This is a genomic window from Betaproteobacteria bacterium (assembly GCA_016194905.1).
Lineage (GTDB): Bacteria > Pseudomonadota > Gammaproteobacteria > Burkholderiales > JACQAP01 > JACQAP01.
Window position 1 is genome coordinate 125,704 of record JACQAP010000014.1, and the last position, 26,296, is coordinate 151,999.

The 26,296-nt window shown below is 60.5% G+C and carries 28 protein-coding genes; 10 read left to right on the forward strand and 18 right to left on the reverse strand.

What is annotated here, in order from left to right:
* The first annotated feature begins 151 nt into the window (after positions 1 to 151).
* Together HY067_08880 and HY067_08885 are read left to right on the forward strand one after the other, a co-directional pair.
* Entirely contained in the window at positions 152 to 355 is a 204-nt protein-coding gene (locus HY067_08880; protein MBI3528072.1) for a cold-shock protein, read from the forward strand.
* Between the two features lie 99 nt (positions 356 to 454).
* Positions 455 to 1,666: a threonine ammonia-lyase gene (locus HY067_08885; protein MBI3528073.1), complete on the forward strand. Its 1,212-nt coding sequence runs from the start codon at positions 455 to 457 to the stop codon at positions 1,664 to 1,666.
* 110 nt (positions 1,667 to 1,776) lie between these two features.
* Here HY067_08885 and HY067_08890 read toward each other — a convergent pair whose 3' ends face one another.
* Positions 1,777 to 2,373, reverse strand: a complete 597-nt coding sequence (locus HY067_08890) for a 2-hydroxychromene-2-carboxylate isomerase (GenBank protein ID MBI3528074.1) — start codon at positions 2,371 to 2,373, stop codon at positions 1,777 to 1,779.
* Between the two features lie 150 nt (positions 2,374 to 2,523).
* Between HY067_08890 and HY067_08895 the strand changes: the two genes are divergently transcribed.
* Positions 2,524 to 3,543, forward strand: coding sequence for a TRAP transporter substrate-binding protein (locus HY067_08895; protein ID MBI3528075.1), 1,020 nt, complete (start codon positions 2,524 to 2,526; stop codon positions 3,541 to 3,543).
* Positions 3,544 to 3,591: 48 nt separating this feature from the next.
* On the opposite strand, the gene HY067_08900 is transcribed toward HY067_08895, so the two are convergent.
* The gene (locus HY067_08900; GenBank protein ID MBI3528076.1) at positions 3,592 to 4,728 is read right to left on the reverse strand and encodes a 5-methyltetrahydropteroyltriglutamate--homocysteine S-methyltransferase; all 1,137 of its coding nucleotides are present in this window, start codon (positions 4,726 to 4,728) and stop codon (positions 3,592 to 3,594) included.
* A 20-nt stretch (positions 4,729 to 4,748) separates the two neighbouring features.
* Positions 4,749 to 5,843 (reverse strand): hypothetical protein, encoded by a 1,095-nt coding sequence (locus tag HY067_08905; protein ID MBI3528077.1) that lies wholly within the window; start codon positions 5,841 to 5,843, stop codon positions 4,749 to 4,751.
* A 382-nt stretch (positions 5,844 to 6,225) separates the two neighbouring features.
* On the opposite strand from HY067_08905, the gene HY067_08910 reads away from it, so the two are divergent.
* Both HY067_08910 and HY067_08915 read left to right on the forward strand, forming a co-directional pair.
* Complete coding sequence (locus tag HY067_08910; protein MBI3528078.1) at positions 6,226 to 7,044, forward strand: UDP-2,3-diacylglucosamine diphosphatase; 819 nt, start codon at positions 6,226 to 6,228, stop codon at positions 7,042 to 7,044.
* Positions 7,041 to 8,045: a glycosyltransferase family 1 protein gene (locus HY067_08915; GenBank protein MBI3528079.1), complete on the forward strand. Its 1,005-nt coding sequence runs from the start codon at positions 7,041 to 7,043 to the stop codon at positions 8,043 to 8,045. Before HY067_08910 ends, HY067_08915 begins: the two co-directional genes overlap by 4 nt.
* Positions 8,046 to 8,228: 183 nt before the next feature.
* Here the strand turns inward: HY067_08915 and HY067_08920 are convergent, their stop codons facing one another.
* Together HY067_08920 and HY067_08925 are read right to left on the reverse strand one after the other, a co-directional pair.
* Positions 8,229 to 8,540 (reverse strand): hypothetical protein, encoded by a 312-nt coding sequence (locus tag HY067_08920; protein ID MBI3528080.1) that lies wholly within the window; start codon positions 8,538 to 8,540, stop codon positions 8,229 to 8,231.
* An 84-nt stretch (positions 8,541 to 8,624) separates the two neighbouring features.
* Positions 8,625 to 9,623 (reverse strand): ABC transporter substrate-binding protein, encoded by a 999-nt coding sequence (locus HY067_08925; GenBank protein MBI3528081.1) that lies wholly within the window; start codon positions 9,621 to 9,623, stop codon positions 8,625 to 8,627.
* Between the two features lie 156 nt (positions 9,624 to 9,779).
* On the opposite strand from HY067_08925, the gene HY067_08930 reads away from it, so the two are divergent.
* Positions 9,780 to 10,424, forward strand: a complete 645-nt coding sequence (locus tag HY067_08930; protein ID MBI3528082.1) for a hypothetical protein — start codon at positions 9,780 to 9,782, stop codon at positions 10,422 to 10,424.
* A gap of 703 nt (positions 10,425 to 11,127) precedes the next feature.
* On the opposite strand, the gene HY067_08935 is transcribed toward HY067_08930, so the two are convergent.
* The 10 genes from HY067_08935 to HY067_08980 form a co-directional block, all read right to left on the reverse strand.
* On the reverse strand, positions 11,128 to 12,189 hold the full coding sequence (locus HY067_08935; GenBank protein MBI3528083.1) for a hypothetical protein: 1,062 nt from the start codon (positions 12,187 to 12,189) through the stop codon (positions 11,128 to 11,130).
* A gap of 265 nt (positions 12,190 to 12,454) precedes the next feature.
* Positions 12,455 to 13,189, reverse strand: coding sequence for a hypothetical protein (locus HY067_08940; GenBank protein MBI3528084.1), 735 nt, complete (start codon positions 13,187 to 13,189; stop codon positions 12,455 to 12,457).
* 191 nt (positions 13,190 to 13,380) lie between these two features.
* Positions 13,381 to 13,593: a putative addiction module antidote protein gene (locus HY067_08945; protein MBI3528085.1), complete on the reverse strand. Its 213-nt coding sequence runs from the start codon at positions 13,591 to 13,593 to the stop codon at positions 13,381 to 13,383.
* A gap of 205 nt (positions 13,594 to 13,798) precedes the next feature.
* Positions 13,799 to 14,863, reverse strand: coding sequence for a saccharopine dehydrogenase NADP-binding domain-containing protein (locus HY067_08950; GenBank protein MBI3528086.1), 1,065 nt, complete (start codon positions 14,861 to 14,863; stop codon positions 13,799 to 13,801).
* A gap of 89 nt (positions 14,864 to 14,952) precedes the next feature.
* A complete protein-coding gene (locus HY067_08955; GenBank protein MBI3528087.1) occupies positions 14,953 to 15,399 on the reverse strand; it encodes a nuclear transport factor 2 family protein in 447 nt (148 codons plus the stop codon).
* 278 nt (positions 15,400 to 15,677) lie between these two features.
* Complete coding sequence (locus HY067_08960; GenBank protein ID MBI3528088.1) at positions 15,678 to 16,532, reverse strand: hypothetical protein; 855 nt, start codon at positions 16,530 to 16,532, stop codon at positions 15,678 to 15,680.
* Positions 16,533 to 16,695: 163 nt separating this feature from the next.
* A complete protein-coding gene (locus HY067_08965) occupies positions 16,696 to 17,076 on the reverse strand; it encodes a hypothetical protein (GenBank protein ID MBI3528089.1) in 381 nt (126 codons plus the stop codon).
* 181 nt (positions 17,077 to 17,257) lie between these two features.
* Positions 17,258 to 18,454: a UxaA family hydrolase gene (locus HY067_08970; GenBank protein MBI3528090.1), complete on the reverse strand. Its 1,197-nt coding sequence runs from the start codon at positions 18,452 to 18,454 to the stop codon at positions 17,258 to 17,260.
* Between the two features lie 2 nt (positions 18,455 to 18,456).
* Entirely contained in the window at positions 18,457 to 18,780 is a 324-nt protein-coding gene (locus HY067_08975; protein MBI3528091.1) for a UxaA family hydrolase, read from the reverse strand.
* Between the two features lie 169 nt (positions 18,781 to 18,949).
* The gene (locus HY067_08980) at positions 18,950 to 20,167 is read right to left on the reverse strand and encodes a mandelate racemase/muconate lactonizing enzyme family protein (GenBank protein ID MBI3528092.1); all 1,218 of its coding nucleotides are present in this window, start codon (positions 20,165 to 20,167) and stop codon (positions 18,950 to 18,952) included.
* A 110-nt stretch (positions 20,168 to 20,277) separates the two neighbouring features.
* On the opposite strand from HY067_08980, the gene HY067_08985 reads away from it, so the two are divergent.
* Genes HY067_08985 through HY067_08995 form a run of 3 tightly spaced genes read left to right on the forward strand, consistent with a single transcriptional unit; the run spans position 20,278 to position 23,417 of the window.
* Positions 20,278 to 20,754, forward strand: coding sequence for a MarR family transcriptional regulator (locus HY067_08985; protein MBI3528093.1), 477 nt, complete (start codon positions 20,278 to 20,280; stop codon positions 20,752 to 20,754).
* A 1-nt stretch (position 20,755) separates the two neighbouring features.
* A complete protein-coding gene (locus HY067_08990; protein MBI3528094.1) occupies positions 20,756 to 21,883 on the forward strand; it encodes an HlyD family secretion protein in 1,128 nt (375 codons plus the stop codon).
* A gap of 1 nt (position 21,884) precedes the next feature.
* On the forward strand, positions 21,885 to 23,417 hold the full coding sequence (locus tag HY067_08995) for a DHA2 family efflux MFS transporter permease subunit (protein ID MBI3528095.1): 1,533 nt from the start codon (positions 21,885 to 21,887) through the stop codon (positions 23,415 to 23,417).
* A gap of 453 nt (positions 23,418 to 23,870) precedes the next feature.
* Here the strand turns inward: HY067_08995 and HY067_09000 are convergent, their stop codons facing one another.
* On the reverse strand, positions 23,871 to 24,659 hold the full coding sequence (locus HY067_09000) for a methyltransferase domain-containing protein (GenBank protein ID MBI3528096.1): 789 nt from the start codon (positions 24,657 to 24,659) through the stop codon (positions 23,871 to 23,873).
* Between the two features lie 476 nt (positions 24,660 to 25,135).
* Here HY067_09000 and HY067_09005 point away from each other — a divergent pair, with 476 nt between their 5' ends.
* Positions 25,136 to 25,609, forward strand: coding sequence for a hypothetical protein (locus HY067_09005; protein ID MBI3528097.1), 474 nt, complete (start codon positions 25,136 to 25,138; stop codon positions 25,607 to 25,609).
* Between the two features lie 91 nt (positions 25,610 to 25,700).
* On the opposite strand, the gene HY067_09010 is transcribed toward HY067_09005, so the two are convergent.
* Together HY067_09010 and HY067_09015 are read right to left on the reverse strand one after the other, a co-directional pair.
* Positions 25,701 to 25,997 (reverse strand): type II toxin-antitoxin system RelE/ParE family toxin, encoded by a 297-nt coding sequence (locus tag HY067_09010; protein ID MBI3528098.1) that lies wholly within the window; start codon positions 25,995 to 25,997, stop codon positions 25,701 to 25,703.
* Between the two features lie 2 nt (positions 25,998 to 25,999).
* A complete protein-coding gene (locus tag HY067_09015) occupies positions 26,000 to 26,284 on the reverse strand; it encodes a ribbon-helix-helix protein, CopG family (protein ID MBI3528099.1) in 285 nt (94 codons plus the stop codon).
* Positions 26,285 to 26,296 lie beyond the last annotated feature (12 nt).

Sequence of the window (26,296 nt, forward strand, 5' to 3'; positions counted from 1 at the left end):
CATGCGCGCGTGTTGAAGGTTTGCGCCTGGAATCATCGTATTGCCGCGCTAACCAGAGTGAAAGTGTTCGGTATTGGTCCTGCCATACGCGGTTCACCTGTAACTCCAACATCGGGTGGTCCCCGTTTTCGCAACTCTACAAGGAAACAAGATGGCAACCGGTACCGTCAAGTGGTTCAACGACTCGAAAGGTTACGGCTTCATCACCCCGGACGACGGCGGCGATGATCTGTTCGCGCATTTTTCGGCAATCAACATGCAAGGCTTCAAGACGCTCAAGGAAGGCCAGAAAGTCAGCTTCGAAGTGACAACCGGTCCGAAGGGCAAACAAGCTTCGAACATCCAGAGCGCGTAATTACTTCGCGCCGGGACAGGAAACCCGCTGCGGCGGGTTTTTTGTTGCCTGTGCCAGACCCGTCAATATAGAGTGCCGCTAACTTTACGGGCTCAAGCGATGCCGGTTTCCCTGCAGGATGTTCGCGATGCCGCGGCCGCCATTTCCGGTGCCGTACTCGATACCGCCTGCCTGCTGTCGCGCACGCTGTCCGGCATTGCCGGCGCACAGGTCTACCTCAAGTTCGAAAATCACCAGTTCACGGCGTCGTTCAAGGAACGCGGCGCGCTCAACAAGCTGCTGTCGCTCGATGCCGCGCAGCGCCAGGCCGGCGTGATAGCAGTCTCGGCCGGCAACCATGCGCAGGGCGTCGCCTATCACGCCAGGCTTCTGCACATTCCTGCGGTCATCGTGATGCCGCGCTTCACGCCGCACGTGAAGGTCGAGCAGACCCGTGCCTTCGGCGCGGAAGTCGTCCTGCATGGCGAGAATTTCGACGCAGCGAAGGCCTATGCGCTGCAAGTGACGGCGCAACGGCGGCTCACGCTGGTTCATCCCTACGACGACGAAAAGATCATGGCTGGCCAGGGCACGATTGCGCTGGAAATGCTCGACGCGCAGCCGGACCTCGATGTACTGATCGTGCCGGTCGGCGGCGGCGGCATGATCGCGGGCATGGCGAGCGCGGCAAAGGGCGTGAAGCCCGGCATCGAAGTGATCGGCGTGGAGACCTTGCGATTTCCATCCATGTACTCGGCATTGAAGGGATCGAAGCCGGAATTCGGCAGCAACACGATCGCCGACGGCATCGCGGTCAGGGAGCCGGGAAAGCTGACGCTCGAGATCGTCCGCAGGCAGGTTGACGACATCGTCCTGGTCGACGAGGGCGATATCGAAGAGGCGATGCTGCTGTTGCTGGAAATCGAAAAGACGGTTGTCGAAGGCGCCGGCGCAGCAGGACTCGCAGGTCTGCTCCGGAACCGAGAAAGACTTGCCGGAAAGAAAGTGGGTGTGGTGCTCTCCGGCGGGAACATCGATCCGCTCACGCTGGCCGACATCATCGAACGCGGCATGGTGCGCGCCGGCCGGTTGACGCGATTGCAGGTTCAGCTACGCGATCTGCCCGGCTCGCTGGCGAAAATCACCGCGGCTCTGGCCGAGGCCAACGCCAACATCGAGGAAGTCCACCACGAACGCGCTTTTACGCAACTGCCGGTGCAGTCCGCCGTGGTGGATTTCGTCCTGCAGACGCGGGGACACGATCATGTGCGACAGATCATTGTCGCGCTGGAAGCGGCGGGGTTCAAGGCCCGCCTTCACAACGCGGACTAGGGGCTAGGGGAAGAGCAGGGGCTAGGGACTAGGATGAAAGGCTTAGGACAGAGAAGCAACGCGCCTTCTGCTTTTGAATTATCTAGCCCCTAGTCCCTGGCGGAGCAGCCTCAGCCGCTCGCCAACGCCCTGTCCAGAAACTCCAGCCGGTCCTGTCCCCAGAATAATTCGTCCTTGTAGACGTAGGTCGGCGCGCCGAATACCTGGCGCGCGATGGCTTCATCGGTGAAGGCTTCGTAGCGTGACGCGGTTTCCTGTGCGTTCGCCTGCTTGAGCAATGCGCTGCTGTCCAGTCTGGCACCGCGAATGACAGCAGCGATTTCGGCTTCGTCGGCCATGTTCCTTTCTTCGGCCCAGCATCCACGCAGAAAGGCACCCGCCAGCCTCATGGCTTTATCCGCATCGCCGGCCGCAATGATGACCAGCGTCGCGAGCCTGGTGTCGTAAGGAAAATACTTCGGCTGGATATGCATCGGCACCCCGAGGTAGTCGCGCCAGCGCGCGAGTTCGACCAGGCGATAGGCTTGCCGCTGCGGTGGGCGTTTGGCAACCGGCAAGCCGCCGGACAGCGGAAAGATGCGCCCGTAGTCGACCGGCTTCGGCGCTACCGTGGCACCGTGGCGGCGGGCGATTTCCGTAAAGCGCCCATGGCCGAGATAAGTCCAGGGTGACACCGGGGAAAAGTAATAGTCGATGATCTTTGCCACGCGCAACTCCTCTTGCTATCGTTGTGGGTATTGGAGCGAAAGTGGCGGGGAGTTTACCATCGGCGCTTGCACAAGCGTTCCGGCTGCACTGCAGCATGCCGACGCGGCCGTCCGGTCGCAGGCGCGGATTCTGAACGGAGGAGAACAACAATGAAATGGTTGCGAGTGCTCGCGGGTTCGGCGGCATTGCTGTGCGCCTGTTCTGTCCAGGCGCAGGAAATCATATTGAAGGTGCACCATCCGCTGCCGTCGACTTCGACGGCCCACCAGAAAGTGCTGGAACCCTGGTGCGCGAAGCTCGCGCTGGAATCGAAGGACCGCATCAAGTGCCAGATCTATCCGTCGATGCAGCTCGGCGGTTCCGTGCCGCAGCTCTACGATCAGGTCAAGGATGGCGTAGTGGATGTCATCTGGACGGTCGTGGGTTATTCCGCGGGCCGCTTCCCGCTGGTGGAAGTCTTCGAATTGCCGTTCTGCATGAACAACGCCGAATCCGCCAGCAAGGCGCTGTGGGATTACGTGCAACAGTACGACGCGGATGAATTCAAGGACGTGCACCCAATCGCATTTCATCTGCACGGGGGCGGTGTCTTCCACATGATCAAGAAGCCGATCGTGCATCGTTCGGACTTGCGCGGAATGAAGGTGCGTGCACCGACGCGCCAGACGACGAAGATGCTGGCGGCCCTAGGGGCCACGCCGGTCGGTATGCCAGTTCCGCAGGTGCCGGAAGCGTTGCAGAAGGGCGTCATCGACGGCACGATCCTGCCCTACGAGGTGATGCCGGCGCTCAAGGTCGACGAGCTCACCAAGTACCACAGCGGACCCGAAGCGTCGCAGCCGATGATCTACAACTCGGTGTTCATCATCGCGATGAACAAGGCAAAGTACGAATCCCTGCCCGCCGACCTGAAGAAGGTGATCGACGCAAACAGCGGCATCGGCCTGTCGGCCCAGATCGGACGCTTGTTCGCGGAAGTCGAGGTCATCAACAAGCAGAAGATGACCGGCGGCATCATGAATGTCATCTCGAACGAAGAAATCGAGGAATGGAAGAAGGTTGTGCAGCCGGTGACGGAGGGCTGGGTTCAGGAAGCGAACAGCAAAGGCGCGGACGGCAAGGTGTTGCTCAAGGCGGCGCACGACCTGATCGCCAAGTATAGCAAGTAGACCAGCATGCCCGGCAGCCCGGCGGGGTCGCCGGGCGTGCCGTGATGCTCAGGCGTCGCCCCAGACTTCCCGGGCGGTCTCCACCACGAGGCGCAGCTTCGCGGCCTGGCTTTCGCGTACGATGTCGTTGCCGTGCACGGTGCTGGAAAAACCGCACTGCGGCGACAGGCAAAGCTGTTCCATCGGGACGTGGCGGGACGCCTCGTCGATGCGCCGCTTGAGCTGATCCTTCGATTCCAGTTCGCCGACCTTGGTGCTGATGAGCCCGAGCACGACGGTCTTGCCTTTCGGCACGAAACGCAGCGGCGCAAAACTTCCCGAACGCACGTCGTCGTATTCCAGGAAATAACCGTCCACGGCCAGTTCGTTGAACAACACTTCAGCCACCGGCTCGTAGCCGCCTTCGGCCGCCCACGCGCTGCGGAAGTTGCCGCGGCACAGATGTACGCACACGGTCATGTCCGCAGGCCGGTCGGCAATGGCGGCATTGATCAGCCGGGCGTAACGGCGCGGCAATTCATCCGGATCGTCGCCGCGCTGGCGCGCGCCTTCGCGCATTTTCGGATCGCACAGATAGGCGAGGTTGGTGTCGTCCATCTGCACATAGCGGCAGCCCGCGTCGCCGAGTGCTTTCAGTTCGGCGCGATAGCAGCCCGCCACGTCGTCGTAGAAAGCCGGTTCCAGTTCCGGATAGGCCTCCTTGCTGATGGCACCGCGGCCACCGCGGAAATGCAGCATGGTCGGCGACGGGATGGTGACCTTCGGCAACTGCTTCGTCGCGGACTTGAGGAATTCGAAGTCGGCGAGCTGGATCGGGCGAACGTGGCGCAGCGGGCCGGTGACGTGCATGACCGGCGGCGAGAAATCGACGTCGCCGCCGGCGCTGCGAAAGCTTACCGCGATGCCGCCTTTGGTTTCCACACCCTGCAATTGTTCCAGGAAATCGATGTGGAAATAAGTGCGCCGGAACTCGCCGTCGGTGACGCCCTTCAGACCCAGGTCTTCCTGGAAGCGCACGATGTCGCGGATCGCGGCGTCTTCGACCTTGCGCAATTCGGCGCGCGACAGGCTGCCGTTCTTGTTCTGCTCCCTTGCGTCGAGCAGCGCTTTCGGGCGCAGAAAGCTGCCGACGTGGTCGGCACGGAAGGGCGGCTCGGTTCGTTTCGTCGCGATTGGTCTGGACATGGCGGCCTCGGTTGGTTTCGTTACTTGACGCGTTCGAAACGCTGCACGCGTTTTCCCGTGTCGACGTCGCCGGTAAAGATGTTGCCGCGCGAATCGATCGCGATTGCATGCACCCAGTGGAATTCGCCGGCGTAGCGGCCCTGCCGGCCGAAGGCGCCGACTTCCTGTCCATTGCTTCGAAGCAGGATATGGATCTCATTGTTGGTGCCGTCGGCGACGAAGAGATATTTTTGCTCCGGATCCACCGATAACGCAATGTCCCACACCGAGCCGACGAAGCGCGTGTTCGGGTCCAGCACATACTCCGCCACGAAGCTGCCGTCCTTGCGGAAGACCTGAAAGCGGTTGTTGACCCGGTCGCAGACGTAGACCAGTCCGTCGTGTGAGATGCGAACGCAATGCACAGGATTGCGGAACTGTTTCGCAAGCGGCGCGCCGGGGTCGTACTTGCCGGGATCGGTGTCGTCGGGCTTGGTACCGTAGGCACCCCAGTGGCGCCGGTATTCGCCTGTGTGCGCGTCGAACACCACGATGCGCTTGTTGCCATAACCGTCGGCCACGTAGAGCTCGTGCGCCGTTTCGTCGACGACGGCGAGCGCCGGGCGGCCCAGATAGCGCGTGCTGTTGCTGCCTTCGGTATGACGCGCCTCGCCGATCTGTTTGACGAACTTACCCTCGCGCGTGAATTCGAGCACCTGGGCGTCGTTGTCCTTGTCGTTGCCGGCGATCCAGACATGATCGTTCGCATCGACGAAGATGCCGTGCTCGGTGCGCGGCCAGTCGTAGCCACTTCCGTCTCCGCCCCAGGCCTGCACGAGATTCCCCTCCGCGTCGAACTCCAGCACCGGCGGCGCGGGCTTGCAGCACTTGGATGTCGGCGGATCGACCGCGGCGCCGCGCTCGTCATCGGTCAGCGTGCGCGGCCGCTGATAGACCCAGACATGGTCATGACGATCGGTCGCGATTCCGCCGATCTGCCCGAAGATCCACTTGTTCGGCAGCGGCTTCGGCCAGAACGGATCGACGCGGAATTCAGGAATGTCCGCAGCCGCCACAGGCGTTGCGAGTAAAACGAACAATGCCGCAAGTGCCGCGGCGTAGCGAACTGGTTTCATTGCTCCTCCCTCGTTGGGAATCGGGGACAGGATTTTCCTGGCGAGTTCGTCAGGTCCGGCTCGATGTTCTGAGTCATATCAAGCGACCAGCGGGGCCGCAGAGTTTGTCGCGACCCGGTTTGCCACGATTCGGCAACGCCGGAGTGGATGGATGACAGGCGAAAGTCTACCATCGGCGTCCGAAAGCCGGCACACAAGGCCGGAAAAAACAAAATGAGTCTTGCAGTCATTTCTTCGTTGGCCTTGCACGTTGTGGTCGCGGTGGGCAGTATTCTGCCAGTGAACCTCGGCGTGCTGTTGATCACGCCTGCCGGCTGGCTGTAATACTCGCGTCATATCGGCGTGATCCAATGCGCGTCATCATGACGACGAGACGCATGTCCTGAATCAGGGCGCTGCCCCCGCCTCCCGGGTGAACCGATACCGGTCCATCTGGATCTCCGACATCCACCTGGGAACACCCGGCTGCCAGGCCGATTATCTGCTGGACTTCCTGCGGCACAACGAGTCCGATCATCTCTACCTGGTCGGCGACATCATCGACGGCTGGCAACTGAAGCGCGGCTGGTACTGGACGCAGGCCCACAACGACGTGGTGCAGAAAATCCTGCGCAAGGCGCGCAAGGGCACGAAAGTTCTCTACATCGCGGGCAACCACGACGAAGTCCTGCGCCAGTTCCTCGGGCTTGCATTCGGCGGCATAGAAATCTGCGACGAGGCGGTGCATACCCTGGCCGACGGCCGTCAATTCCTGGTGGTGCACGGCGATCTCTACGACGCGGTCGTCCAGCAGGCGAAATGGCTGGCGCTGCTCGGCGACCAGCTTTACACGCTCATCCTGGAACTGAACCGCTGGTTCAATCACATCCGCGCCAAACTCGGGTTCGGCTACTGGTCGCTTTCCCAATACCTGAAGCACAAGGCCAAGAACGCCGTGAACTTCATGACGGCCTTCGAAAACGCGGTTGTCCGCGAGGCGCGCAACCGGGGTTTCCATGGCGTGGTGTGCGGCCACATCCACAAGCCGCAGATCAAGACCATCGACGGCGTCGTCTACTGCAACGACGGCGACTGGGTGGAGAGCCTTTCCGCCCTGGTGGAAACCTTCGAAGGCGAACTGAAGATCGTCGAATGGCAGCGCCGCCTGCTGCCCGCCCCATTTACCCCATCCATCGAACACGAGGAGGAATCTCTCGCATGAAAGTCATGATCGTCACGGACGCCTGGTCGCCCCAGGTCAACGGCGTGGTCACCACGCTGGCCAAGATCAGCGAGGGACTGAACCAGCTCGGACACGAAACCCGTTTTGTCACTCCGCAACTGTTCAAATCGATTCCCTGCCCGACCTATCCGGAAATCCGCCTGAGCCTGCTACCCTATGCCGGCCTCAGCCGGGAGATCGAGGCCTTTGCGCCGGATGCCCTGCACATCGCCACCGAAGGCCCGCTCGGACTGGCCGCGCGGCGCTATTGCCTGAAACGGAACATCGCGTTCACCTCCGCCTTCCACACCCGTTTTGCGGAATATGTCCACGCCCGCATTCGCATCCCGGTCGATCTGACATACCGATGGCTGCGCAACTTTCATGCGCCCTCGCGCGCGCTGATGGTCCCCACGCCGAGCGTGCGGCGCGACCTGGAAGCCCGTGGCTTCACCAACACCGTAGCCTGGACGCGGGGCGTGGATACGCAGACGTTCTCCCCGGGCGCGCGCGATGCACTGGTGAATCGGCGTCCCATTTTCCTTTACGTGGGGCGCGTTGCGGTCGAAAAAAACATCGAGGCCTTCCTGAAGCTGGACCTGCCCGGCACCAAGTGGGTGGTGGGAGAAGGCCCGATGCGGGCACGCCTGCAGCGCCGCTATCCGCATGTGCACTTCGCCGGCATCATGACCGCCGCGGAACTGGCGCGCTACTACCGCGCCGCCGACGTGTTCGTCTTCCCCAGCCTGACCGACACCTTCGGGCTGGTGATGCTCGAATCGCTGGCCTGCGGCACGCCGGTCGCCGCATTCCCGGTGCTCGGGCCGGTGGACGTCATCGGCGAAAGCGGTGCCGGCATATTGCACGACGATCTCGCGACCGCCTGCATCCAGGCGCTGGATATTCCCCGTGAGAAGGCACGGCATTACGCAGAGCAATTTTCCTGGGGAAAATCCATCGACCAGTTCGTCCGGAACCTGACCCCCGCTACGGCTGCCTGACGACGCTCAGACACTACAGCGCACGTAACACGTAAAGGGGTCTACCATCGAAATCATGCGGCTGACGGTGTCCTGTCGGAGGCGTAGGATAAGTCTCCGACGGGGGTGTGGCTCATGGGGTCCGTGGCGGTCTCGGTGAGTGACGATGAGGAATAGTGGTCCAAGCTTGGAATATTGCATTATTTATACAGCATACCAAGCCTGACCCGCATTGCCCCACTCAGCATCGAACTCCAGAACCGGAGGCGCGGGCTTGCAGCACTTCGATGTCGGCGGATCGACCGCAGCGCCTTTTTCGTCATCAGTCAGTGTCCGCGGCCGCTGATAGACCCAGACATGGTCATGCCGATCGGTCGCAATGCCGCCGATCTGCCCGAAGATCCACTTGTTCGGCAGCGGCTTCGGCCAGAACGGATCGACGCGGAATTCAGGAATGTCCGCCGCCGCCACAGGCGTTGCGAGAAAAATAGTCAGGGCCGTGAGTGCTGCCAGCAAAACACGATGCCGCTGTTCCGTACGTTCCCTGCATGATCCTGAAGACCATGGGCGCATAGCTGATCAGCATGTGCGATTCAGGGGCTATCGAACTACCTCTTGCGCCTGAAGCAGAACGTCGGGAGGTATCCTGATCCCCAGTTCCCTGGCTGTGTTCAGGTTGATGGCCAGTTCAAACTGCGTTGGCTGCTCTATGGGCAGTTCCGCCGGGTTGGCGCCTTTGATGATCCTGTCAACGAACCCGGCGGCACGACGATATACCTCACGCAGATTAGGTCCGTAGGACATCAGGGCGCCCGCTTTGGTGTATTCGCTCCAGGCGGCCATGGTGGGTAGTCGAGCCTTGATAGCGAACCCTGCGATCCTTCCTCGTTGGCCCAGGGTGAGCGCGTCGGGAATGACAAAGATACCGTCGACACGGTTTCGGGTAATTTTGAGGCGCGTAATTTTGAGGAAAGCTTCGTCAAAGTCATCGGGAGTTCTGACAGCGACATACTCTGGCGTGATGTCCAGCTTCCGGGCCCCCGTCTGGGTCTCTTGCCAGTCAAGGCGCTCGCCGGGATGATTGGGATTCGAGAGCACCGCTACCCGGGATAATTTCGGAACGACCGCTTTGAGCAACTCGAGGCGTTTCCCGGCTAACTCGGAAGAAAGCAGGCTCAAGCCAGTGATGTTTCCGCCAGGATGCGCCATGCTTGCGACGAAGCCGGCCGCGACCGGGTCGCCGCTGTATCCCATCACGATCGGGATCCGCTGGGTGGCGTTCCTTGCCGCCGCAGTAGCTGCCCCGCCAACGGTGACGATCACGTCGACGTTGCGCCGGACGAGTTCGATTGCCAGGTTGGGGAGGCGGTCTGATTTCCCATCGGCGAACTGTGGCACCAGAACGATCGTCACTCCCTCGACATATCCCAGCTCGCGTAACCCTTCTTTGAATCCCTCGAAGTAGGGAGAGGACGGGGCGCTCGGGTCGAGGAAACCAATCTCCGGCAGTTTCCTGGGCTGCTGGGCCTCCGAGGCGGGAGAGCCCAGTACGAGGTGGAGAAAGACACAAATTGCCAGGGCAAGCGACGTGCGTTTCATCGTAGATCCCCCTTTGTGTCATTGCGTCGAAGGCAGCGTCGGAGATGCCTGTCGTGACCCGGTATGCCACGAACCGGCGCGCTGGAGTGGATGGATGGCTGCCGAAAGTCTACCATCGGCGTCGGGGAGCCGGCATACAAGGCCGGAAAAAACAAAATGAGTCTTGCCGTCATTTCTTTGTTCGCGCTGTTCGTCGTGGTCGCGGTGGGCAGTTTTCTGCCGGTGAACCTCGGCGTGCTTTCGATCGCGTTCGCGTGTCTGGTCGGCGTCGTACTTGGCGGGATGAAACTGCCGGCTGTGTTGGCGGGATTTCCGGCCGGACTTTTCCTGACGCTGATCGGCGTCACGCTGTTCTTCTCGCAGGCGCGCGTCAACGGCACGCTCGAACGCATGTCGGCAGTCGCGGTCGGGCTGGTGCAGGGCCGGGCCGGCGCGATTCCGATCGTGTTTTTCTTCCTGGCTTCGGGTTTCGCGTCGATCGGGCCGGGCAACATTGCCGCCGTCGCGCTGCTGGCGCCCCTGGCGATGATTGCCGCGGGGCGGGCGGGGGTGCCCCGCGTTCGCGATGGCGATCATGGTGTGCAGCGGCGCCAATGCCGGCGCGCTGTCGCCGTTTGCACCGAGGGGGATCATCGCCAACGGACTGATGACCAAAATAGGACTGGAAGGCGCGCAGTGGACCAACTACATCAGTCTGCTGGTTGCGCGATCGTTGGTCGGGTTCGCCGGCTATTTCATGTTCGGCGGCATCCGACTGCTGGCGACCGGAAACACGGCGGAGGCCGTGCAGCATATTGGTGACAACGTGGTGCCGTTCACCGGGCAGCAAAAACTTACGCTGGTAGTGATCGCGGCGTTGATCCTCTCGGTGCTGGTCTTCCATCTGGATATCACGATCGGTGCATTCACCGGCGTTGCAGTGCTGTCGCTTGCCAGGGCTGCCGATGAAAAGGAAGCGCTCAAGGCGATCCCCTGGAGCGTCGTGCTCATGGTCTGCGGCGTGACAGTGCTGATCGGCGTTGCGGAAAAGACCGGCGGGATGGAATTGCTGACGTCGATGCTGTCGTCGCTGTCCACGCAGCGAAGCATTACCGGTGTCATCGCGCTCGTCACCGGCGTGATTTCGGTTTACAGCAGTTCTTCGGGTGTGGTCCTGCCTGCTTTCCTGCCGACCATTCCGGGGCTGATCGAGAAGCTGGGCGGCGGCAATGCGCTGGCCATCGCCTCCTCGATCAACGTCGGTGCGCACCTTGTCGACATTTCACCGCTTTCCACGCTGGGCGCGCTGTGCATCGCCAACGCCGCACCCGATGTGGATCGCAGGCAGTTGTTCAACCAGATGCTGGCCTGGGGCCTGTCGATGTGTGTCGTCGGCGCGGTTATCTGCTACGTATTTTTCGGCCTGATGATGAAAAGCGCTTGATCGCAGAGATTCACAGGTGAGCGGGGAAGCATCATCCTGAAGCCTCGTCCAAAACAGCAGGGTTCGTGTGTCACCCCTCGGCTACAGGGAACGCAGAAAGTTGAGAACGTCCTGCTTCTGGTTCTCCCGGAGGTGATTGAAGCTCCTGATCACTGCGTTCGCTTCAGAGGCGTCACCGGCAAAGACGCTCCCGCTCTTGTGCGCCCGAATCGCCTCCAACAGATCCGACGTTCGTCCATCATGCAGGAAGAAAAGCCGTTGTCCCAGCCCCCACAGCGGGGCGGTCCGAAACTCTCTGGGGCCCGCCTGTCCCTGAGTGACCCCATCGGCCAGCCCCGGGCCCATGTCGTGGACCAGGAGGTCGGAAAAGAGATTCACGGCCTGGTTGCGTAGTGCGGCGACCGCGGCATTGCCGGTGTTGAGCGTCGGCGTATGGCAAAGCGCGCACCCGGTATCGCCGAACAGGTTTCGGCCTCTTGCGATTGAATCGACCCCTCCCGGCGTATCGGGCGAAGGCGCCGGCGGCGCCAGGAAACGCATCAAGAAGGCAAACTTTTCGATCGGACTGACGGCGTCAACAGGCGTCGCGCTGGCGGTGTCGGTGACGGTGTTGGGAACGGTCGCAAACTGGCAAGTCGGGGTTTCATCCCGCTCGGTTTGAAAGAGCTCGTTGCTGATACCCATTTCGACGTTGTACGCCTCGCCGGAGAACAGCAGGAGAGATTTGTTCTGGGCCTTCCATCCGAACCGGGCGACCGTGCCGTCATTGCCGTTGTTGTTCGCCTGACCGGAGATCGTATGGCCGGCGAGGATCATATTGGGCCGGCCGAAAATCTTGAGCGCTCTCTTCTTGGGGGCATCGTCGGCCTGGTTTGCAAGGATCACATTGTCCGGGATCTGCTCGACCAGGCCTGCGCCAAACACCGGAGTGGGAATCCGGAAGATCACGTTGCGGCGCGCGAGCTCCTTCTCGAAGTCCGGCTGCGCGAGCACACATCCCGGCGCGTTTGCCCGACCGGCAATGGTGAATAGATCGTGGACGCCGCCGTCCGGCGTTCCGTCAGGGTTCCTCACGAACCTCGCCTCGCGCACCGGCCCGTTTGCGGTGATGAATGACGGAACGCTGTTGGCCGCGCCGTTCAACTTGGCGAACGCAACCTGAGGATTCACCGGCGGGCTCGTCCCACCGACTGCCGGCTGCAGATGGCAACCGCTGCAGCTGCCAAGGTTCATCGTCGGTCCCAGGCCGTCGCCGACCTCTTCCTCTTCCGTGAACTCGTCCGTGCCGGCGTTGAAAAACGCGAGCTCGGTCTCGGTCAGTCCCGCGATGGGCGCGCCGGCGCCCGCGGCTCCGCCGCGCACCCCAGGATCCCGGGCTGCAGACGACGCATCGACCGGGGACGGAGCTTCAGCGCAACCAGCGCAGAAACAGACGGCCGCCAGCGTTGAAAGCAGTTGAAAAACAGACTCTTTCATAGCCACTCCTTCTTCGCCAGCAAACTGAACTCCGAGAAAGGAACCGAAATCGGTGCTTAGTCGACGCGCTACTTCGCTTGCCGAAGAGCCGGTCGCATAAGATGTCGATCACCAGCCAGATCGCGAGAAACGCGAAGCTCTCGAGCGCGAAGCTGTGGAACTTGTAGAGGAACTCGGCGATGACGATCGCCAGGAACAGGCCTGGCACTCGGGCGACGAAGAAACGATCACGGCGCAACGCACGCATTCGAGCATTGATTTCTCCTTTTGGCTGCAGGCATCGGGAGTGGCCGTGCAACGCGATCGAATCAAGGCGGGGATGCGTCGCATCGATGCCCCTGCTCAAATACGGGCGAACTAACCCGATGGCCCATACCGCGCCGAGTACCCTGGCCCGAGCGACCGATGAAACCGTGCTTGACCCCGGAGATACGCCGCGACGACACAATCCGCGAGTACGCCCCGTTCGACTACTGGCCGCATTGTGGGCGCCCGAATTCGTGCATGCAAGCCGTCCTTGGGTCAGTGGCCCGCCCGACTTCCGTAAGCGCTTCTTGGCTGCCGTCTCCTCGGCAAGCGCTTGTTCTATCCATTGACGATGAGCCCGCTGCAAGTTCTCCACTTTCGAAAATCCGCACAATGCGCTGAACTGCTGCAGGTCGATCACGGTGTAGCGCTTGGGTGGTTGTTGAATCTCGCGCTAGCCGCTGTGCGTCCTACAAGCTAATTCCTACAAGAAAAGCGAAGATCGGGAGAGGCCCTCTGCAGTAATCGAAGGTCTGTCGGAATTGTTCCGGCACTGTGACGGCATGGAACCTATCGCGTGGACCCGCCCCGGTTACTGCGGATCATGTACATTCACAGAACCTGGGCAGTGAGTCGAACGCCAAGTGCACGTGCCACTTTCAGTACCGTGTCGAAGCGTGGTTTCGCTCCGGGGGCGAGTGCCTTGTAAAGACTCTCGCGTCCGAGGCCCGCGTCCTTCGCTACCTGCGCCATGCCTCGTGCACGTGCCACATCGCCAAGTGCCAGCAGAAGGTCGGGATCTTCGGTTTCCAGGACCGCGGTCATGTACTCTGCGACCGCCGCATCGTCGGTGAGATAGCGCGCCGCGCGTTATGCCGGAACTAAAGTGGTGGTTGGCGCGAGGCATCGCTTCTCTCCTTGAAGCGTGCATTCCTGGTTCAAAATGGCCCCGCTAAGCGCCTGGGAAGACCCTGTTTTACGGTCTTATGTCACTGGATCAAAACGTTGCGGAGGTCCGACCTCGTTATCGTTACAATTTGACGCGGCTGAGCTTGGTGCCCTCGAGACCCAGCACGTAGTCTGCTCCGAACGCCATCGACGGCGTGTATGCACCCGGCGCAAGGCGGCCATCCATGACTTTCTGAGTGGCCTTGACGCCCGATTCGGCGGTCAGCGTGTAGCCTTCGCGCGTGCGCAGGCGCATCGCGACCTTGTTTCCGGCGTCATCCCAGGCTTCGCCGTAGATAACCATCTCGTCGCGGGCGCGCTGCTCGTCGGTCGGGCCTTTGACGCGCCTGGCAATCTGCGCCTTCATGAACACCTGCACGGGCGCGAGCCCGAGGATCCAGCGCATGAAGGCAGGCATTTTGATTCTCTTGATCTGCTTTTCCGGCACGCCTACGAAGACTTCGATGTTGGGAATCCCGGTCGAATAGTACGCGGTGGCGACGTCGCCCCACGGAATGGTGACTGCGGTTGACGATTGATCCTCCGTGAATCGGATGGTCTCGACCTTGTACGCGGCGGGAACCTTCACGATCCTGCCGTCCTTGCGGATTCTGCCACCCTCGGGCAACCCTTCGACCATGGTCTTGGCAGTGCCGGGACTGAGCTTGCCGTAACGCGACTTGAACGCGATCTTGAGATGGGTCGCCGACGGCAGCTCGCGTTTCAGCATGGCCGCCAGGCAATCCGTGGGAACCACGTCGAAGCCGACGCCGGGAATAGCAGCGATACCGGCGTCCCTGATTTCCTGATTGCGCGAGTGGATGTCCTCGAACACCGCGATTTCGCCGGTGATGTCGAGATAATGTGTCCCGGCGCGCAGGCACCCGGCGAGCATCTGCCCGCTGGTTGCGGAGAACGGGCCCGCGCAGTGCAGGACCGCTGCGACGCCTTCGAGGTTCGCTGCGACCTTCGCCGGATCGGCGAGATCGAAGATGCGCGATTCGTAGCCAAGTTCGCCGGCAAGCGCCCGGACGGATTCGGCGTGGCGGCCGGCAAGGATCGGATCGAGATTGAGATCTTTTGCAAGGCGTGCGGCGAGCTTGCCGGTGTAGCCGTTCGCGCCGTAGATCATCCACCTCTTGCGCATTCATTCCTTCCCGGCTTGCTGCGCCGTCGCATCGCGCGATGGTGTGGCATTAGGAGTGGGGTCCGCCCCACCCCGTGACCGGTGCGGCTTCAGTTCTGCGCAGGGAGATTCGTCGCCTGGCGCGCGACCAGCACCCAGCCGCTTCCCCGCTTGACCCACACATTCAAGTAGCGCAGATGAAGATTCCTGTTCTCTCCTTTGATCGTAGCGTCGACATGCACGATGCCGCTCACGAGTGCCGTATCGCCGTAGACGCGGATATCCCTGCCTTCACCCACCGCTTTGTTGACCTTCAGTTCGCCTAACGCATACATCGGCAGGTATTCCGATCTGGTCAATGAGTCCCCGCGGGCACGGTTGTAGAAGAAGTCGTCGGCGTAGATCGCGTAGAGCGTTGGCATGTCGGCATTCAGAATGGCTTGACCCCGCTGCTGCTCCAGCCGCTCGATATCGTCCGCGGTGTCCGCGGTTGCGGATGTCGGGACAAATGCGACTAACACCGCAAAAAAGAATCCGCTCAAGGCTGACTTGCTCATGGTCAATCCTCCCAATGATGGTTTTCTCCGAACCTTCCCGGACGCCACCCCGGCGTTGAAGCATCTCGCCAAAGTCTGCGTCCGCATCATCGTAGTCCCAAAGCGCCACTGCGGGCAGTCAATTCCAATTGAGCTATGAATCTGAGCGAGGAGGGGTACGGAGGGGTGCGCTTAAGACGCATTGTTGGCTCGACGTTGAATGGATTGAAATAGTCTTGCTCGTGCCTGGTTTATCTGGTGCACTTGGATATGGAATTCAGCCCATTACCTACTTCAAATCACGATCGCGATGGCGAACGTGGATCTACCGCAATGTTAATGTGCCGGTACGCCACTTCGCCTTCTTTTACATCGTCAGGTATCGAGATCTGCTGGCGTGAGACAACAATCGCATATCGATAGGCGGTTAGCTCCGTTCCGGCGAGCGCCCCTTGCGCGTAACGGCCCGCTTGCAAACGCGCTAGCTCAAAGCGTGACCTTGGATCGTCGGCGGGGCTCGCTCTCTTCCATTCCGTAAGTACGAACCCATCAACGTATCGTTGCTCGTTGGCAAGATTGCCCGCAGGCTCTTGAAACACGAGGTCTGTACGCGCGCCGACTGCGTCGACCTTAAATGCCCAAATGCCGTGGAGCAAGAGGTGCACAGCGCCGAGTTTCTCGCAGGCAACCTCACCCTCCTCAAATGCGGCTTGCCATTTCTCTCGAAATGTCGAATCGACAACTATCAAGCGCTGGAGATGCGCGAACGCTCGCTCCGAGCGAGCGCGGATGGACTCTTGTGCGTCAGACAGGAGAAATGATATTTCCGTCTCAAAGGCGGCGAGCACGACCAATGCCGCCCACACGCGCTCCTGGAATGCGTCCGGGCTGCCGTTCGCGTCCCGAGTCAACTCATCCGCGTTCCGTACGAACTCATCGATAGAAGCTAAGGCATTCGGAGGGAGTGAATGCTGGAATTGATCTCGGAACTGACGTATGGCCAAGAGAACAGCGATGCAATGTTCACGGAGACGCTTTGCCCTAGAGTAGGTATCGCTCGACCGAACAGCAAGAAACTGCGCGTGAAGCTGTCCGGCTTGCATTAAACCGAGGATGCGACTCGATAGCGCCTTCCATTGATCGGCATAGATCATGGATCGTTTCCGTTACCTAGTCATGGCGTATAACGTTCGCGTTAAACGGCGAGAGCAAGCGTGCGCAGCCGCGCTTGCGAGCGTCCGGTTTCGAACGCGTTGTCATGCCGCGGATGCAAGACGGGCGCCAGCATGTCAAGTTGTCTCAGAACTGGGTGATGCCCTAATTTGGTTTCCAACATGGGAAAGTCTCAACGATTATGGCGCCGACGAACCCGGATGCGTCCAGCTTACGGTCATCGGGAAACACCATCAAATCCTGCCCCATTTTCATTTTGACCGCTAACTCCAAGGCTGCGCCGGAAATATTTTCCGGAACACAGGGACGACCGCTTTGGGTTTTTCCGTCGGCGATGTTCATCCCCAAGTCAATCCCTTGGGTAATTCCCAGGACATAGAATCGGCATGCGGCTTTGCTTTCTGCATTAGAGCCGAGGCAAATCTGTTGAAGGTCACTAGCGGTCATTGCGTTATCTGCGGCAAAAGCGCTAGCTGATATGAGGAGCATACATATGTAGGCTGAAAACGTTACGAGTAACTTCATCGTTTAAGCTCCCAACTAAATTAGGACACTACCCAGAACTGCGGCATAACCCGTTAACCCAGAAGTCCTCTGCGTCCTTTGCGCCCTAAAAGGGTACTCCACGCTAGAAGGGTACCCCGACGTGCTATGCACGTAGGGTATTCGCGAGGGTATCTGCGCCCTTTGCGATGGGTGTAGAGGTTTAGGCAGCCGAAGGAAAACAAGCCGGGCCGATGGGTTCGAAGCTCTTGTAGGTCAGAATGAATTCCTGATGCCCGAGCATTTCGGACTTGGTCTGTTCGCCGTTGCAGACTCTCAAGATCAGGTCGTAGATCTCGCGGCCGACTTCGTCGAGCGTGGCGCGGCCTTCGAGGATGCGGCCGGCATCGACGTCCATGTCGTCGGACATGCGCTTGTAGGTATGCGGGTTGGCGCAGACCTTGATGACTGGCGCGATCGCGGAGCCGACTACCGAGCCGCGGCCGGTGGAGAACAGACTCAGGTGACTGCCGCAGGCCATGAGTTCCGCGATCTCGGCGTTGTCGCTGATGTTGGGAAAACCGAACAGTGGTTCGCCGTCCGGCACGACGTCGAGCAGATACAGTCCGCCGCGCATCGGCACGTCGCCCGGCTTGATGATGCCGGAGATTACGGACTGGCCTGACTTGGCGTAAGCGCCGAGGGACTTTTCCTCGATGGTGGTCAGGCCACCATCGGCGTTGCCCGGCCCGATGCTGGCATGGCCGTAGGTCGCGTAATACTTCGCGGCCTTCGCGACGGTCTTGACGATTTCTTCGCCGAGCGCCGGATTCTCCGCACGCTTCGCCATCCAGTGCTCCATGCCGATGAGTTCGCCGGTCTCTTCGAATATGCAAGTAGCGTTCTGCTCGACCAGGAAATCGAAAGCGCGACCCATCGCCGGATTCGCGGTCAACCCGCTGGTCGCATCCGAGCCGCCGCAGATCGTGCCGACGATCAGTTCGTCGAGCGTCATGTTCGTGCGCGGCGTGCTTTCGAGTTGCTTCAACGTCTGCTCGATCCACGCCTTGCCTTCGGCGATGGTCTTGCGCGTGCCGCCGGTGCTCTGGATTTCGATCAGTTTCACCGGGTGCCCGGATTTGCGCACGGTCTCCTGCAGCTTGCCCTTGTTGAAACCTTCGCAGCCCAGCGAAACCAGCAGCGCGCCGCCGACGTTCGGATGCGTGCACAGCTGCTCCATCATCTTGTGCGAATAGACGTTCGGGAAGCAGCCCGGGAAGCCGATCAGGTGCGCGCCCTGTTCGCGGAACGGGTAGTAGATCTCGCGCGAGACGTGATGCGCGCACTCGACCAGATAGGCAACGACGATGGTGTTGCGGATACCCTTGCGGCCGTCGGCCCGGAGATAGGCATTGATCATGATCAGTGCTCCTTGAAGAACTGGTGGCCCTCGTCGAGGGTGTAGGTCGGGATGTAGTCGCTGGTGAGGTTGTGGATGTGCATCGAATCGCCCGGCAGGATGTCCTGCGTCGCCACACCGATCGGCGCGCCGTATTTCGTGATGCGCTCGCCCTTTGCGACTTTCTTGAACGCGAACTTGTGGCCAACTTCCATCGCGGCCTTGACGGTCACCGTGACGCCCATGACCTGCAACGTTGTGCCCGCCGGGATGTCCGATTTCGCAATCGCGACGTTGTCACCGGGGGCGAGTACCAGGACTCGCGAATCGGTTTTTGTGTCGACCATGTTCACAACCTCAATATACATACTGGATTTAATGAGCACCACGAAGGCACGAAGACACAAAGAAGGGCGAGGAGGAATGAAAATATGAAGTCCATATGATGCTTCGGTCGTTCCACTCCAAAGGGTTTTCTTCGTGTCTTCGTGGTAAAAATTCCGGTTTGCCTTGAAATTATTTGCCCAATTTCGAAATCCGTCGCGTGACATCCTTGCGCTTGAGCACGGACGGCTGCAACTTGGTTCCGAGCCCTGGTCCCTTGGGCGCGGTAATGCAGCCGTTCTTCACCGGCGGCAGTTCGGTCACCAGCTTGCCGTACCAGTCATAGTAGAACGCCCGCACCATTTCCTGCACCAGCGTATTCGAGCAGTTCAGCGACAGGTGCACCGACGCGGTCAGCAGGATCGGGCCGGTGCAGTCGTGCGGTGCGACCGGCAGTTGATAGGCTTCCGCCATGGTGGCGATTTTCTTGGCCTCCGACAAGCCGCCGGTCCAGCCGACGTCCAGCATGCACACCGAGACGGCCTGCTTTTCGAACATCTCGCGGAAGCCCCAGCGCGTGCCGAGCGTTTCCGACGCAGTGACCCAGACGTTGGTGCGGTGCGCATAATCGGCAACGGCATCGATGTTGTTCATCTTGATCGGGTCTTCGTACCAGAACGGATCGAACTGCTCCAACGCTTCCGCGATGCGGATCGCGGCGGGGAGATTCCACATCGAATGGAATTCGACGTGGATGTCCATCTTGTCGCCGACGGCCTTGCGGATCTGCTCGAACGGGCGCATGGCCTTCTTCAGGTCGGCATTCGAGATGTAGCTGCCGTTGGAAGCTTCCGCGGCTTCGTCGAACGGCCAGATCTTCATGCCGGTGATGTTCATCTCCAGCAGCGACTTCGCCAGTTCGCCGGCATCGGTCTTGAACGCCATCAGATCTTCGTAAGGCCGGTTCTTCTTGTCGACTTTCGCCGGCAGGCCGAAGTTCGCGGTGCCTTGCGTCGGCTTGGCGCGCACGTACTGGTAACCGGCGCAGGTGTTGTACACCCGCACCTTGTCGCGCGAGGCGCCGCCGAGCAACTGGTAGATCGGCTGCCCGGTCACCTGGCCGAACAGATCCCATAGCGCGATGTCGATCGCCGAGGCCGCGCGCATTTCGACGCCGACGCTGTTGAAACCCAGATAGGTGTTCAGGAACTGCCGGCTGTGCTTGTCGATCTCAAGCGGATTCTTGCCGAGCAGGTAGGCCGCGCAGGTCTGATGGATATGTTCCGCGACCGGGGCGACCGCATAGAAGGTTTCGCCGAGGCCGACGATGCCTTCGTCGGTGTGGATGTGCACCCACAGTACATTCGGGAATTCCGCGAGGTTGATGGTTTCGACGGCTGTTATTTTCATCTTGTGGTCCTTCCTCCCTGACGTGACGCCGATTCTAGCAGCCGCCCGGGTCGAGATGATAGCCTGGCATATAGTAAGCCAGGCTACCATTTTGAGGTAGAATCCGCATCATGTTTCGCGAAGACCTGTCCCGCAATTTCGGCTTCATCCTGAACGATGTCGCCCGGCTGATGCGCACCACTTTCGACCGGCGCGTGAAGTCGCTCGGCCTGACGCGCTCGCAGTGGTGGGTGCTGAACCACTTGTTCCGCAATGACGGCGTGACCCAGTCCGAACTGGCCGACATCCTCGAAGTGAAGAAGGCGACGCTGGGCCGGCTGCTCGACCGCATGGAACAGAAGGGCTGGGTGCGCCGCGAGGGTCATGCCGGCGACCGCCGCGCCAAGCGCGTGTTCCTGACCGACGAAGTCGAACCCGCGATCAAGACCATGCGCGCGGCCGCAGCCGAAGTCCGGCGCGACGCCTTGTCCGGACTTTCGGCCTCGCAGCAAGAGCAGTTCGTCGACACGCTGCTCGCTATCAAGGGCAACTTGTCCAAACAGGACAACGGCGCGAACGGCAACGGCGCCAAGAAGCGCAAGCGCTGACATGTCCGAAGCAGCCAACAAAGCAGTGATCGTCGTGCATCGCGCAGTGCGCATCCTGCTGCTGGTCGTCGTGCCGCTGGTCGCGGTCGTGGCCGGTCTCTATGTTTATTCCACCGGCGGGCAGGAGGTCGAGACCGACAATGCCTACGTCAAGGCGAACATCGTTCCGATCAGCGCGGCGGTGACCGGCCGCGTGATCGAAGTCGTGGCGCGCGACAACCAGCCGGTCGAGGCCGGGGCCTTGCTGTTCCGGCTCGACCCCGTGCCCTATCAGATCGCCGTGGCGGGCGCGCGTGCGCAGATGGACGTGGTGCGAACCAATGTGCAGTCGCTGCGTGCCGAATACCGCGTCACGCTGCAGGACGCGGCAGAGGCCCGCAGTCGCATCGACTTTCTCGAGAAGCAGCTCGCGCGCCAGGAGTACCTCAAGGAAAAAGGCATGACCCGCGGCGATACCTACGACGAAGCGCGCCACAACGTCGAGGCAGCCAAGCGCCGGCTCGACAGCATTCGCGAAAAGACCAACCGCGTGATAGCGGAACTGTCGGGCAATCCGGATATGCCGGTCGAACGCCTTCCGCGTCATGCCGAGGCCCGCGCGGCCTACGACGCGGCCATGCTCGACCTGTCGCGCGCACTCATCAAGGCGCCGTTCGCGGGTGTGGTGAGCAACATGAAGTTGCAGGTCGGCGAATTCGTGGAGAAGGGCGCGCCGATGTTCAGCCTCATCGAAAGCGGGCCGCTCTGGATCGAGGCCAATTACAAGGAAACGCAGCTCACCTACATGACGGTCGGTCAGCCCGCAACGGTGGTAGCGGACGCGTATCCGGATCAGGAATGGCCGGCCAGCGTCGAGGCCATCGCGTCGGCCACCGGCGCCGAATTCGCCGTTCTGCCGCCGCAGAACGCGACCGGCAACTGGGTGAAAGTCGTGCAGCGTGTGCCAGTGCGCATCAAGGTCGAGCAGCCACCCGGAAAACCTCAGCTTCGCGCCGGCATGACGGTCACCGTGGCGGTGGACACCGGCCGGCCGCGCGGGCTGCCACGCGTCGTACAGAAACTCGTCGACAACGGCTGGCTGCCGCGCTTCCTCGTGCCGTCTTCCGTCATCGCAGGCATCCGCCGGTAACGTGACCGGTCCGTCGAAACATCCGACCCTGATCACCGCCTCGGTCGGGCTGGCGAGTTTCTTGTATTCGGTGGACTGGACCATTGCCGCCGTGGCGCTGCCGCACATGCAGGGCACGTTCTCGGCGACGCAGGATCAGATCGGCTGGGTCATCACCTCTTATATCGTCGCCTCCGCGCTCTCCATTCCCGCTGCCGGATGGTTGAGCCTGCGCTTCGGCCGCAAGCGCGTCTTCATGTGGGCGGTCGCCGTGTTCCTGGTCGCGTCGGTTGCGTGCGGCGCCGCCAATTCGCTGGCGGTGGAAGTCTTCGCGCGCATCGTGCAGGGGCTGGGCGGTGCCTTCCTGATCCCGTTGTCGCACGCCATCATCCTCGATACCTATCCGCCGGAAGAGCAGGGCAAGGCCATGGCGCTGTGGGGCATGGCCGCGGTGATGGGTTCTTTCGTCGGGCCCACGCTCGGCGGTTACGTCACCGAGTACCTGAGCTGGCGTTACATTTTCTACATCAATGTTCCCTTCGGCGTGCTCGCGCTGGCGGGTGCGGCGGCCTTCCTGCCCGAGACGGAGCGCGACCCCGAGCGCCGGCTCGACTGGTTCGGATTCCTGAGCCTGTCTCTGGGTATCGGGTCATTGCAACTGATGCTCGATCGCGGCGGGCAACTCGACTGGTTCGAATCCTGGGAGATCATCACCGAAGCCTGTCTCGCGGTGCTGGGCCTTTACATGTTCAACGTGCACTGCCTGACCGCCAAGCAGCCTTTCCTCGATCCGCGCCTGCTGGCGCAGCGCAATTTCTTCCTCGGCCTGGTATTCGCGTTCATCTATGGTTTCGTCACCACGCCGCCGATGGTGCTGATGCCTTCCTTCCTCGACCAGGTGCGCGGCTACCCGATCGACGCGATCGGTCTGTTGCAGGCGCCGCGCGGCATCGGTCTGTTCGCCGCGATGATCGTCGGCGGACGCATCACGGGGCGCATCGATCCGCGCAAGCTGATCGCGTTCGGCCTGCTGTGCCTTGCCTACTCGAGCTGGGAGATGTCGACCTGGACCGCCGACGTCGGCGTTTGGCCGTTGGTGTGGACGAATTTCATGCAGGGCATCGGCGGTGGCATCATCCTGGTGCCGATCCAGGTCATTGCGTTTCCGTCCCTGGAGCCGCATCGCCGCACCGAGGCCACCGCGGTCTACGGCCTGGTGCGCAGCATCGGTGCGAGCATCGGCGTGTCGGGCGCACTGGCCTTGTTCGTGCGCACCAGCAGCGTGATGCATGCGCAACTCGCCGAGCACGTCACGCCTTTCAACCGCGCGTTGCAGGCGCAAGGACACGAAGGGTGGAGCATGGCCACGACGCAGGCGCTGGCGCGGCTCGAACGCGAAGTCAGCTTGCAGTCCGCGATCATCGGCTTTACCGGCGATTTCTATTTGTTTGCTCTGATCGCGCTCGCGGCGCTGCCGCTGCTGCTGTTCATCGGCAGGCCGAAACTGCCGCGCAGCGCGGCGGACCGTGCCGAGGCGATGGTGATCGCGGAATAATGAGTCTGAGATTAAAGCAGCACCAACCGCAGCAGCTTCAGTCCCACACCCCTACGGATGCATGTGAGTGTTCCCTTGAGTGTTTCCCTTTAAGGACGCGGATACCCTCGCGAATACCCTACGTGCATAGCACGTCGGAATACCCTTCTAGCGTGGAGTACCCTTTTAGGACGCTGAGGAAAAGAAAATCGGGATAAATGACCGGTTAGCGAAATTTAACTTTAGCAGTCGCAACTTGAACTGACGACGAGTGTCCGGTTTTGGCAAGCGCCACTGTCGGCTTTCTAGAAGCGCGACCGTCGCTTCGCACCCGTAGCGGAAGTTCGCCGGTTCGGAAAGCAGCCGTTCAACGTTCGCGTTATGCGGCATTGGATTGCTTCGACTTTGCACCAATTCAAAATCTTCACGAGCAAACCGACGTTTCCAAAGTCACACAGAGATTTATCCTTCAAATTAATTTGGTACGCGACCCTTTACTGCGTTAGCCCGGGCACTATAGGTGATACGGCCAGTGGCATCTCCCGGCAGGCGCGCGCGCATCCGCGCTTTGAGATGCGCGAGTTCCTCGGATGCCATCGCTGCGAGCTTGGGACCGACGCTCGGCCCCCCGAGGATGGTCGTCCAGTAGTCGTCGAAATCGGCGAATGTCCGTTGCACGGTGATCTCCCGCGTTTCGACGGCATCCAAACCCGCGCCAGTCCACAAGTCCCGCATTGCGTCTATTCGAGACGCGCCAGGGCTCGGCGGTACCGGAACTGCAACGCCCAGCCCACGCATTTCAAGGTGCAACGCCTCGTAAGGAAAACCACCGCCAAACATGTCCCACGCGTAGGCTGTGACGGCGCCACCCGGGCAGACCACTCGTGCCATTTCGGCAACGCCCTTGGCCGGGTCGGGAACGAAGAAAATAACCAGCGGCATGACAGCCGCGTCGAACGTGTCGTCGGGGAAAGGCTGTGCCATTGCATCGCCCTGACGAAACTGTGCGACACGCGACGCGGGTCGTGTGCGAGCAAAGGCGAGCTGCCCCTCAGACGGGTCTATCCCCTGTACTAAGACTGGTGCACACCGCTCGACGAGCATTTCGGTAAAGGCGCCGTTGCCGCAGCCAACGTCGAGCCATCGCAACCCTGATTTTGGAGCAAGCCAGTCAAGGAAGGTTTCACCTGCAAGCTGGCTCCACTTCCCCATGTATCGTTCGTAGGCAGCCCCGTCGTCGAAGCGGATTTGGTCGGTCACAATTCGTGTTTTCCTCCGGCTGGACTACCTGCGAAAAGTGGTGCTATATCGCGGTGTCTCGTGCCGCATAACTCTTATTTATCCTGTACCACTGCAGGATAACAAGGCGCTGTTGGGATAACAGGGTCAAGTTGTTGGGATAACGCGGCAATGCAAGATAGCAAGGCATTTGTCATGTTTCCTTCATCTATCGGGGCCATTTTGTACAGAGAAAGGACCTTTGTCTGGCGCCGTTCAACTTCCGCTCTTGGCCGATCTTGGACTTTGTATGTTGGATGGCGTTGAATCGAATGAATTACATTCATTTCCGTCTGTTCATGGGTGACACCCAAACTATATTGCGATTGACGCTGCAGGTTTTAAAACCAAATTTTCAGCGTATAGTTCAAACTTCGCTGCGCATGGCTGTAATGACAGGCGAAAGAATCAAGTTCTATTCCACTGTGTATTTTAAGTAACAACAGAGAGGAGGCGACAACATGGCACAAGACAATTCATCTGTTCGTACCGGTTCCACCATGATGTTGATTGCTGCTCTGGCTTTCATTGGGTATGCCGTAGTCTTTTTTATCCGCAGTTTTACCAGTACTGGTTTTGAGCTTGGCGTAGAGACCTTGAATGGCGTAACCAAGGAACAGCTCAACGCTCTTAACCCTGCGGTGGTCTATTACATTAATCATCTGCACATTGCGACTGCTGGTTTCATTGCCGCCACCGGCATCGCCGTTGCAGCCCTCTCTTGGTGGGGGGTCCGCAAAGGAGAATGGTGGGCGTGGTGGGCCGCCGTAGTTTCCCCCGTGGCGGGCTTAGCCGTTGCTCTGCCGATGCATTACTTTGGTCACTTTTCCTATGACTGGGTGAGCCATCTGGGGCCAATCTATCTGGCAACGCTCCTATTTGTGATAGGGGCTCTGCAGGTCCTCCGAGGCTTTCTACAAAAAGGGGGCACGTAATGTTCTAACAGGGTCCCTACAGTTTCCAAATGCCCCGATGTCCGCAATCGGCCGGTCTGCGACTGTCGGCCGATGGGCGCTTTCAGCGCAATTAAGTTCTGCCGTAGCCAGCCTCCCGCTGACTGCGAATTGCGAGCACGAAGACCGTGTCGATCTGCTCGATGTAGCGGTACAAAGCTACGTAGCCACGGGCTCTGCGTCCGATGACCAACTCCCTCATGTCTGCGGATACGGGTCTTCCAATAAGCGGATTGTGTTGGAGTACGTCTATAGCCTGAATGATTTCCCTGACACGGCCAGGCGCCTCCTCAATAGCGTACTCCGAGAGGTGATCGAGGATGCGATCAAAGTCGTCCCGGATCTCAGGAGCCAACTCAATCCTGGCCATCCTCAGCGAGCCAGCTTCTTAGCCACCGGGCGCGTGACGGTTTTCCCCGCGATTCGATCTTCAAGATAGCTGCGCATTTTTTCCCAGGAAATCGTCTTACCGGAAGCTACGAGATCGGCATAGCGCTTTTCGGCAACGTCACGAAAGTCTGCGCGGCGTTCTGCCTGATCCGCCTTCTCTGCGATCGCCTCCAGAATGAAGCTATGCGCCGTAGTTCCGGCACGCTCAGCAGCGGCGGCAACGCGAGCCTTCAGATCCTCCGGTAGCCGGATCGTGGTCGTGGACATGTTTGGACTCCA

Coding starts and splice junctions, on each gene's coding strand:
- HY067_08970 (MBI3528090.1), bottom strand. CDS start 18,454: ATGATCAATGCCTATCTCCGGGCCGACGGCCGCAAGGGTATCCGCAAC.
- HY067_08905 (MBI3528077.1), bottom strand. CDS start 5,843: ATGAAACCAGTTCGCTACGCCGCGGCACTTGCGGCATTGTTCGTTTTA.
- HY067_08950 (MBI3528086.1), bottom strand. CDS start 14,863: ATGCGCAAGAGGTGGATGATCTACGGCGCGAACGGCTACACCGGCAAG.
- HY067_08900 (MBI3528076.1), bottom strand. CDS start 4,728: ATGTCCAGACCAATCGCGACGAAACGAACCGAGCCGCCCTTCCGTGCC.
- HY067_08980 (MBI3528092.1), bottom strand. CDS start 20,167: ATGAAAATAACAGCCGTCGAAACCATCAACCTCGCGGAATTCCCGAAT.
- HY067_09015 (MBI3528099.1), bottom strand. CDS start 26,284: ATGTCCACGACCACGATCCGGCTACCGGAGGATCTGAAGGCTCGCGTT.
- HY067_08895 (MBI3528075.1), top strand. CDS start 2,524: ATGAAATGGTTGCGAGTGCTCGCGGGTTCGGCGGCATTGCTGTGCGCC.
- HY067_08945 (MBI3528085.1), bottom strand. CDS start 13,593: ATGACCGCGGTCCTGGAAACCGAAGATCCCGACCTTCTGCTGGCACTT.
- HY067_08880 (MBI3528072.1), top strand. CDS start 152: ATGGCAACCGGTACCGTCAAGTGGTTCAACGACTCGAAAGGTTACGGC.
- HY067_08960 (MBI3528088.1), bottom strand. CDS start 16,532: ATGATCTATGCCGATCAATGGAAGGCGCTATCGAGTCGCATCCTCGGT.
- HY067_08885 (MBI3528073.1), top strand. CDS start 455: ATGCCGGTTTCCCTGCAGGATGTTCGCGATGCCGCGGCCGCCATTTCC.
- HY067_08925 (MBI3528081.1), bottom strand. CDS start 9,623: ATGAAACGCACGTCGCTTGCCCTGGCAATTTGTGTCTTTCTCCACCTC.
- HY067_08985 (MBI3528093.1), top strand. CDS start 20,278: ATGTTTCGCGAAGACCTGTCCCGCAATTTCGGCTTCATCCTGAACGAT.
- HY067_08915 (MBI3528079.1), top strand. CDS start 7,041: ATGAAAGTCATGATCGTCACGGACGCCTGGTCGCCCCAGGTCAACGGC.
- HY067_09005 (MBI3528097.1), top strand. CDS start 25,136: ATGGCACAAGACAATTCATCTGTTCGTACCGGTTCCACCATGATGTTG.
- HY067_08990 (MBI3528094.1), top strand. CDS start 20,756: ATGTCCGAAGCAGCCAACAAAGCAGTGATCGTCGTGCATCGCGCAGTG.
- HY067_08955 (MBI3528087.1), bottom strand. CDS start 15,399: ATGAGCAAGTCAGCCTTGAGCGGATTCTTTTTTGCGGTGTTAGTCGCA.
- HY067_08965 (MBI3528089.1), bottom strand. CDS start 17,076: ATGAAGTTACTCGTAACGTTTTCAGCCTACATATGTATGCTCCTCATA.
- HY067_09010 (MBI3528098.1), bottom strand. CDS start 25,997: ATGGCCAGGATTGAGTTGGCTCCTGAGATCCGGGACGACTTTGATCGC.
- HY067_08975 (MBI3528091.1), bottom strand. CDS start 18,780: ATGGTCGACACAAAAACCGATTCGCGAGTCCTGGTACTCGCCCCCGGT.
- HY067_08930 (MBI3528082.1), top strand. CDS start 9,780: ATGAGTCTTGCCGTCATTTCTTTGTTCGCGCTGTTCGTCGTGGTCGCG.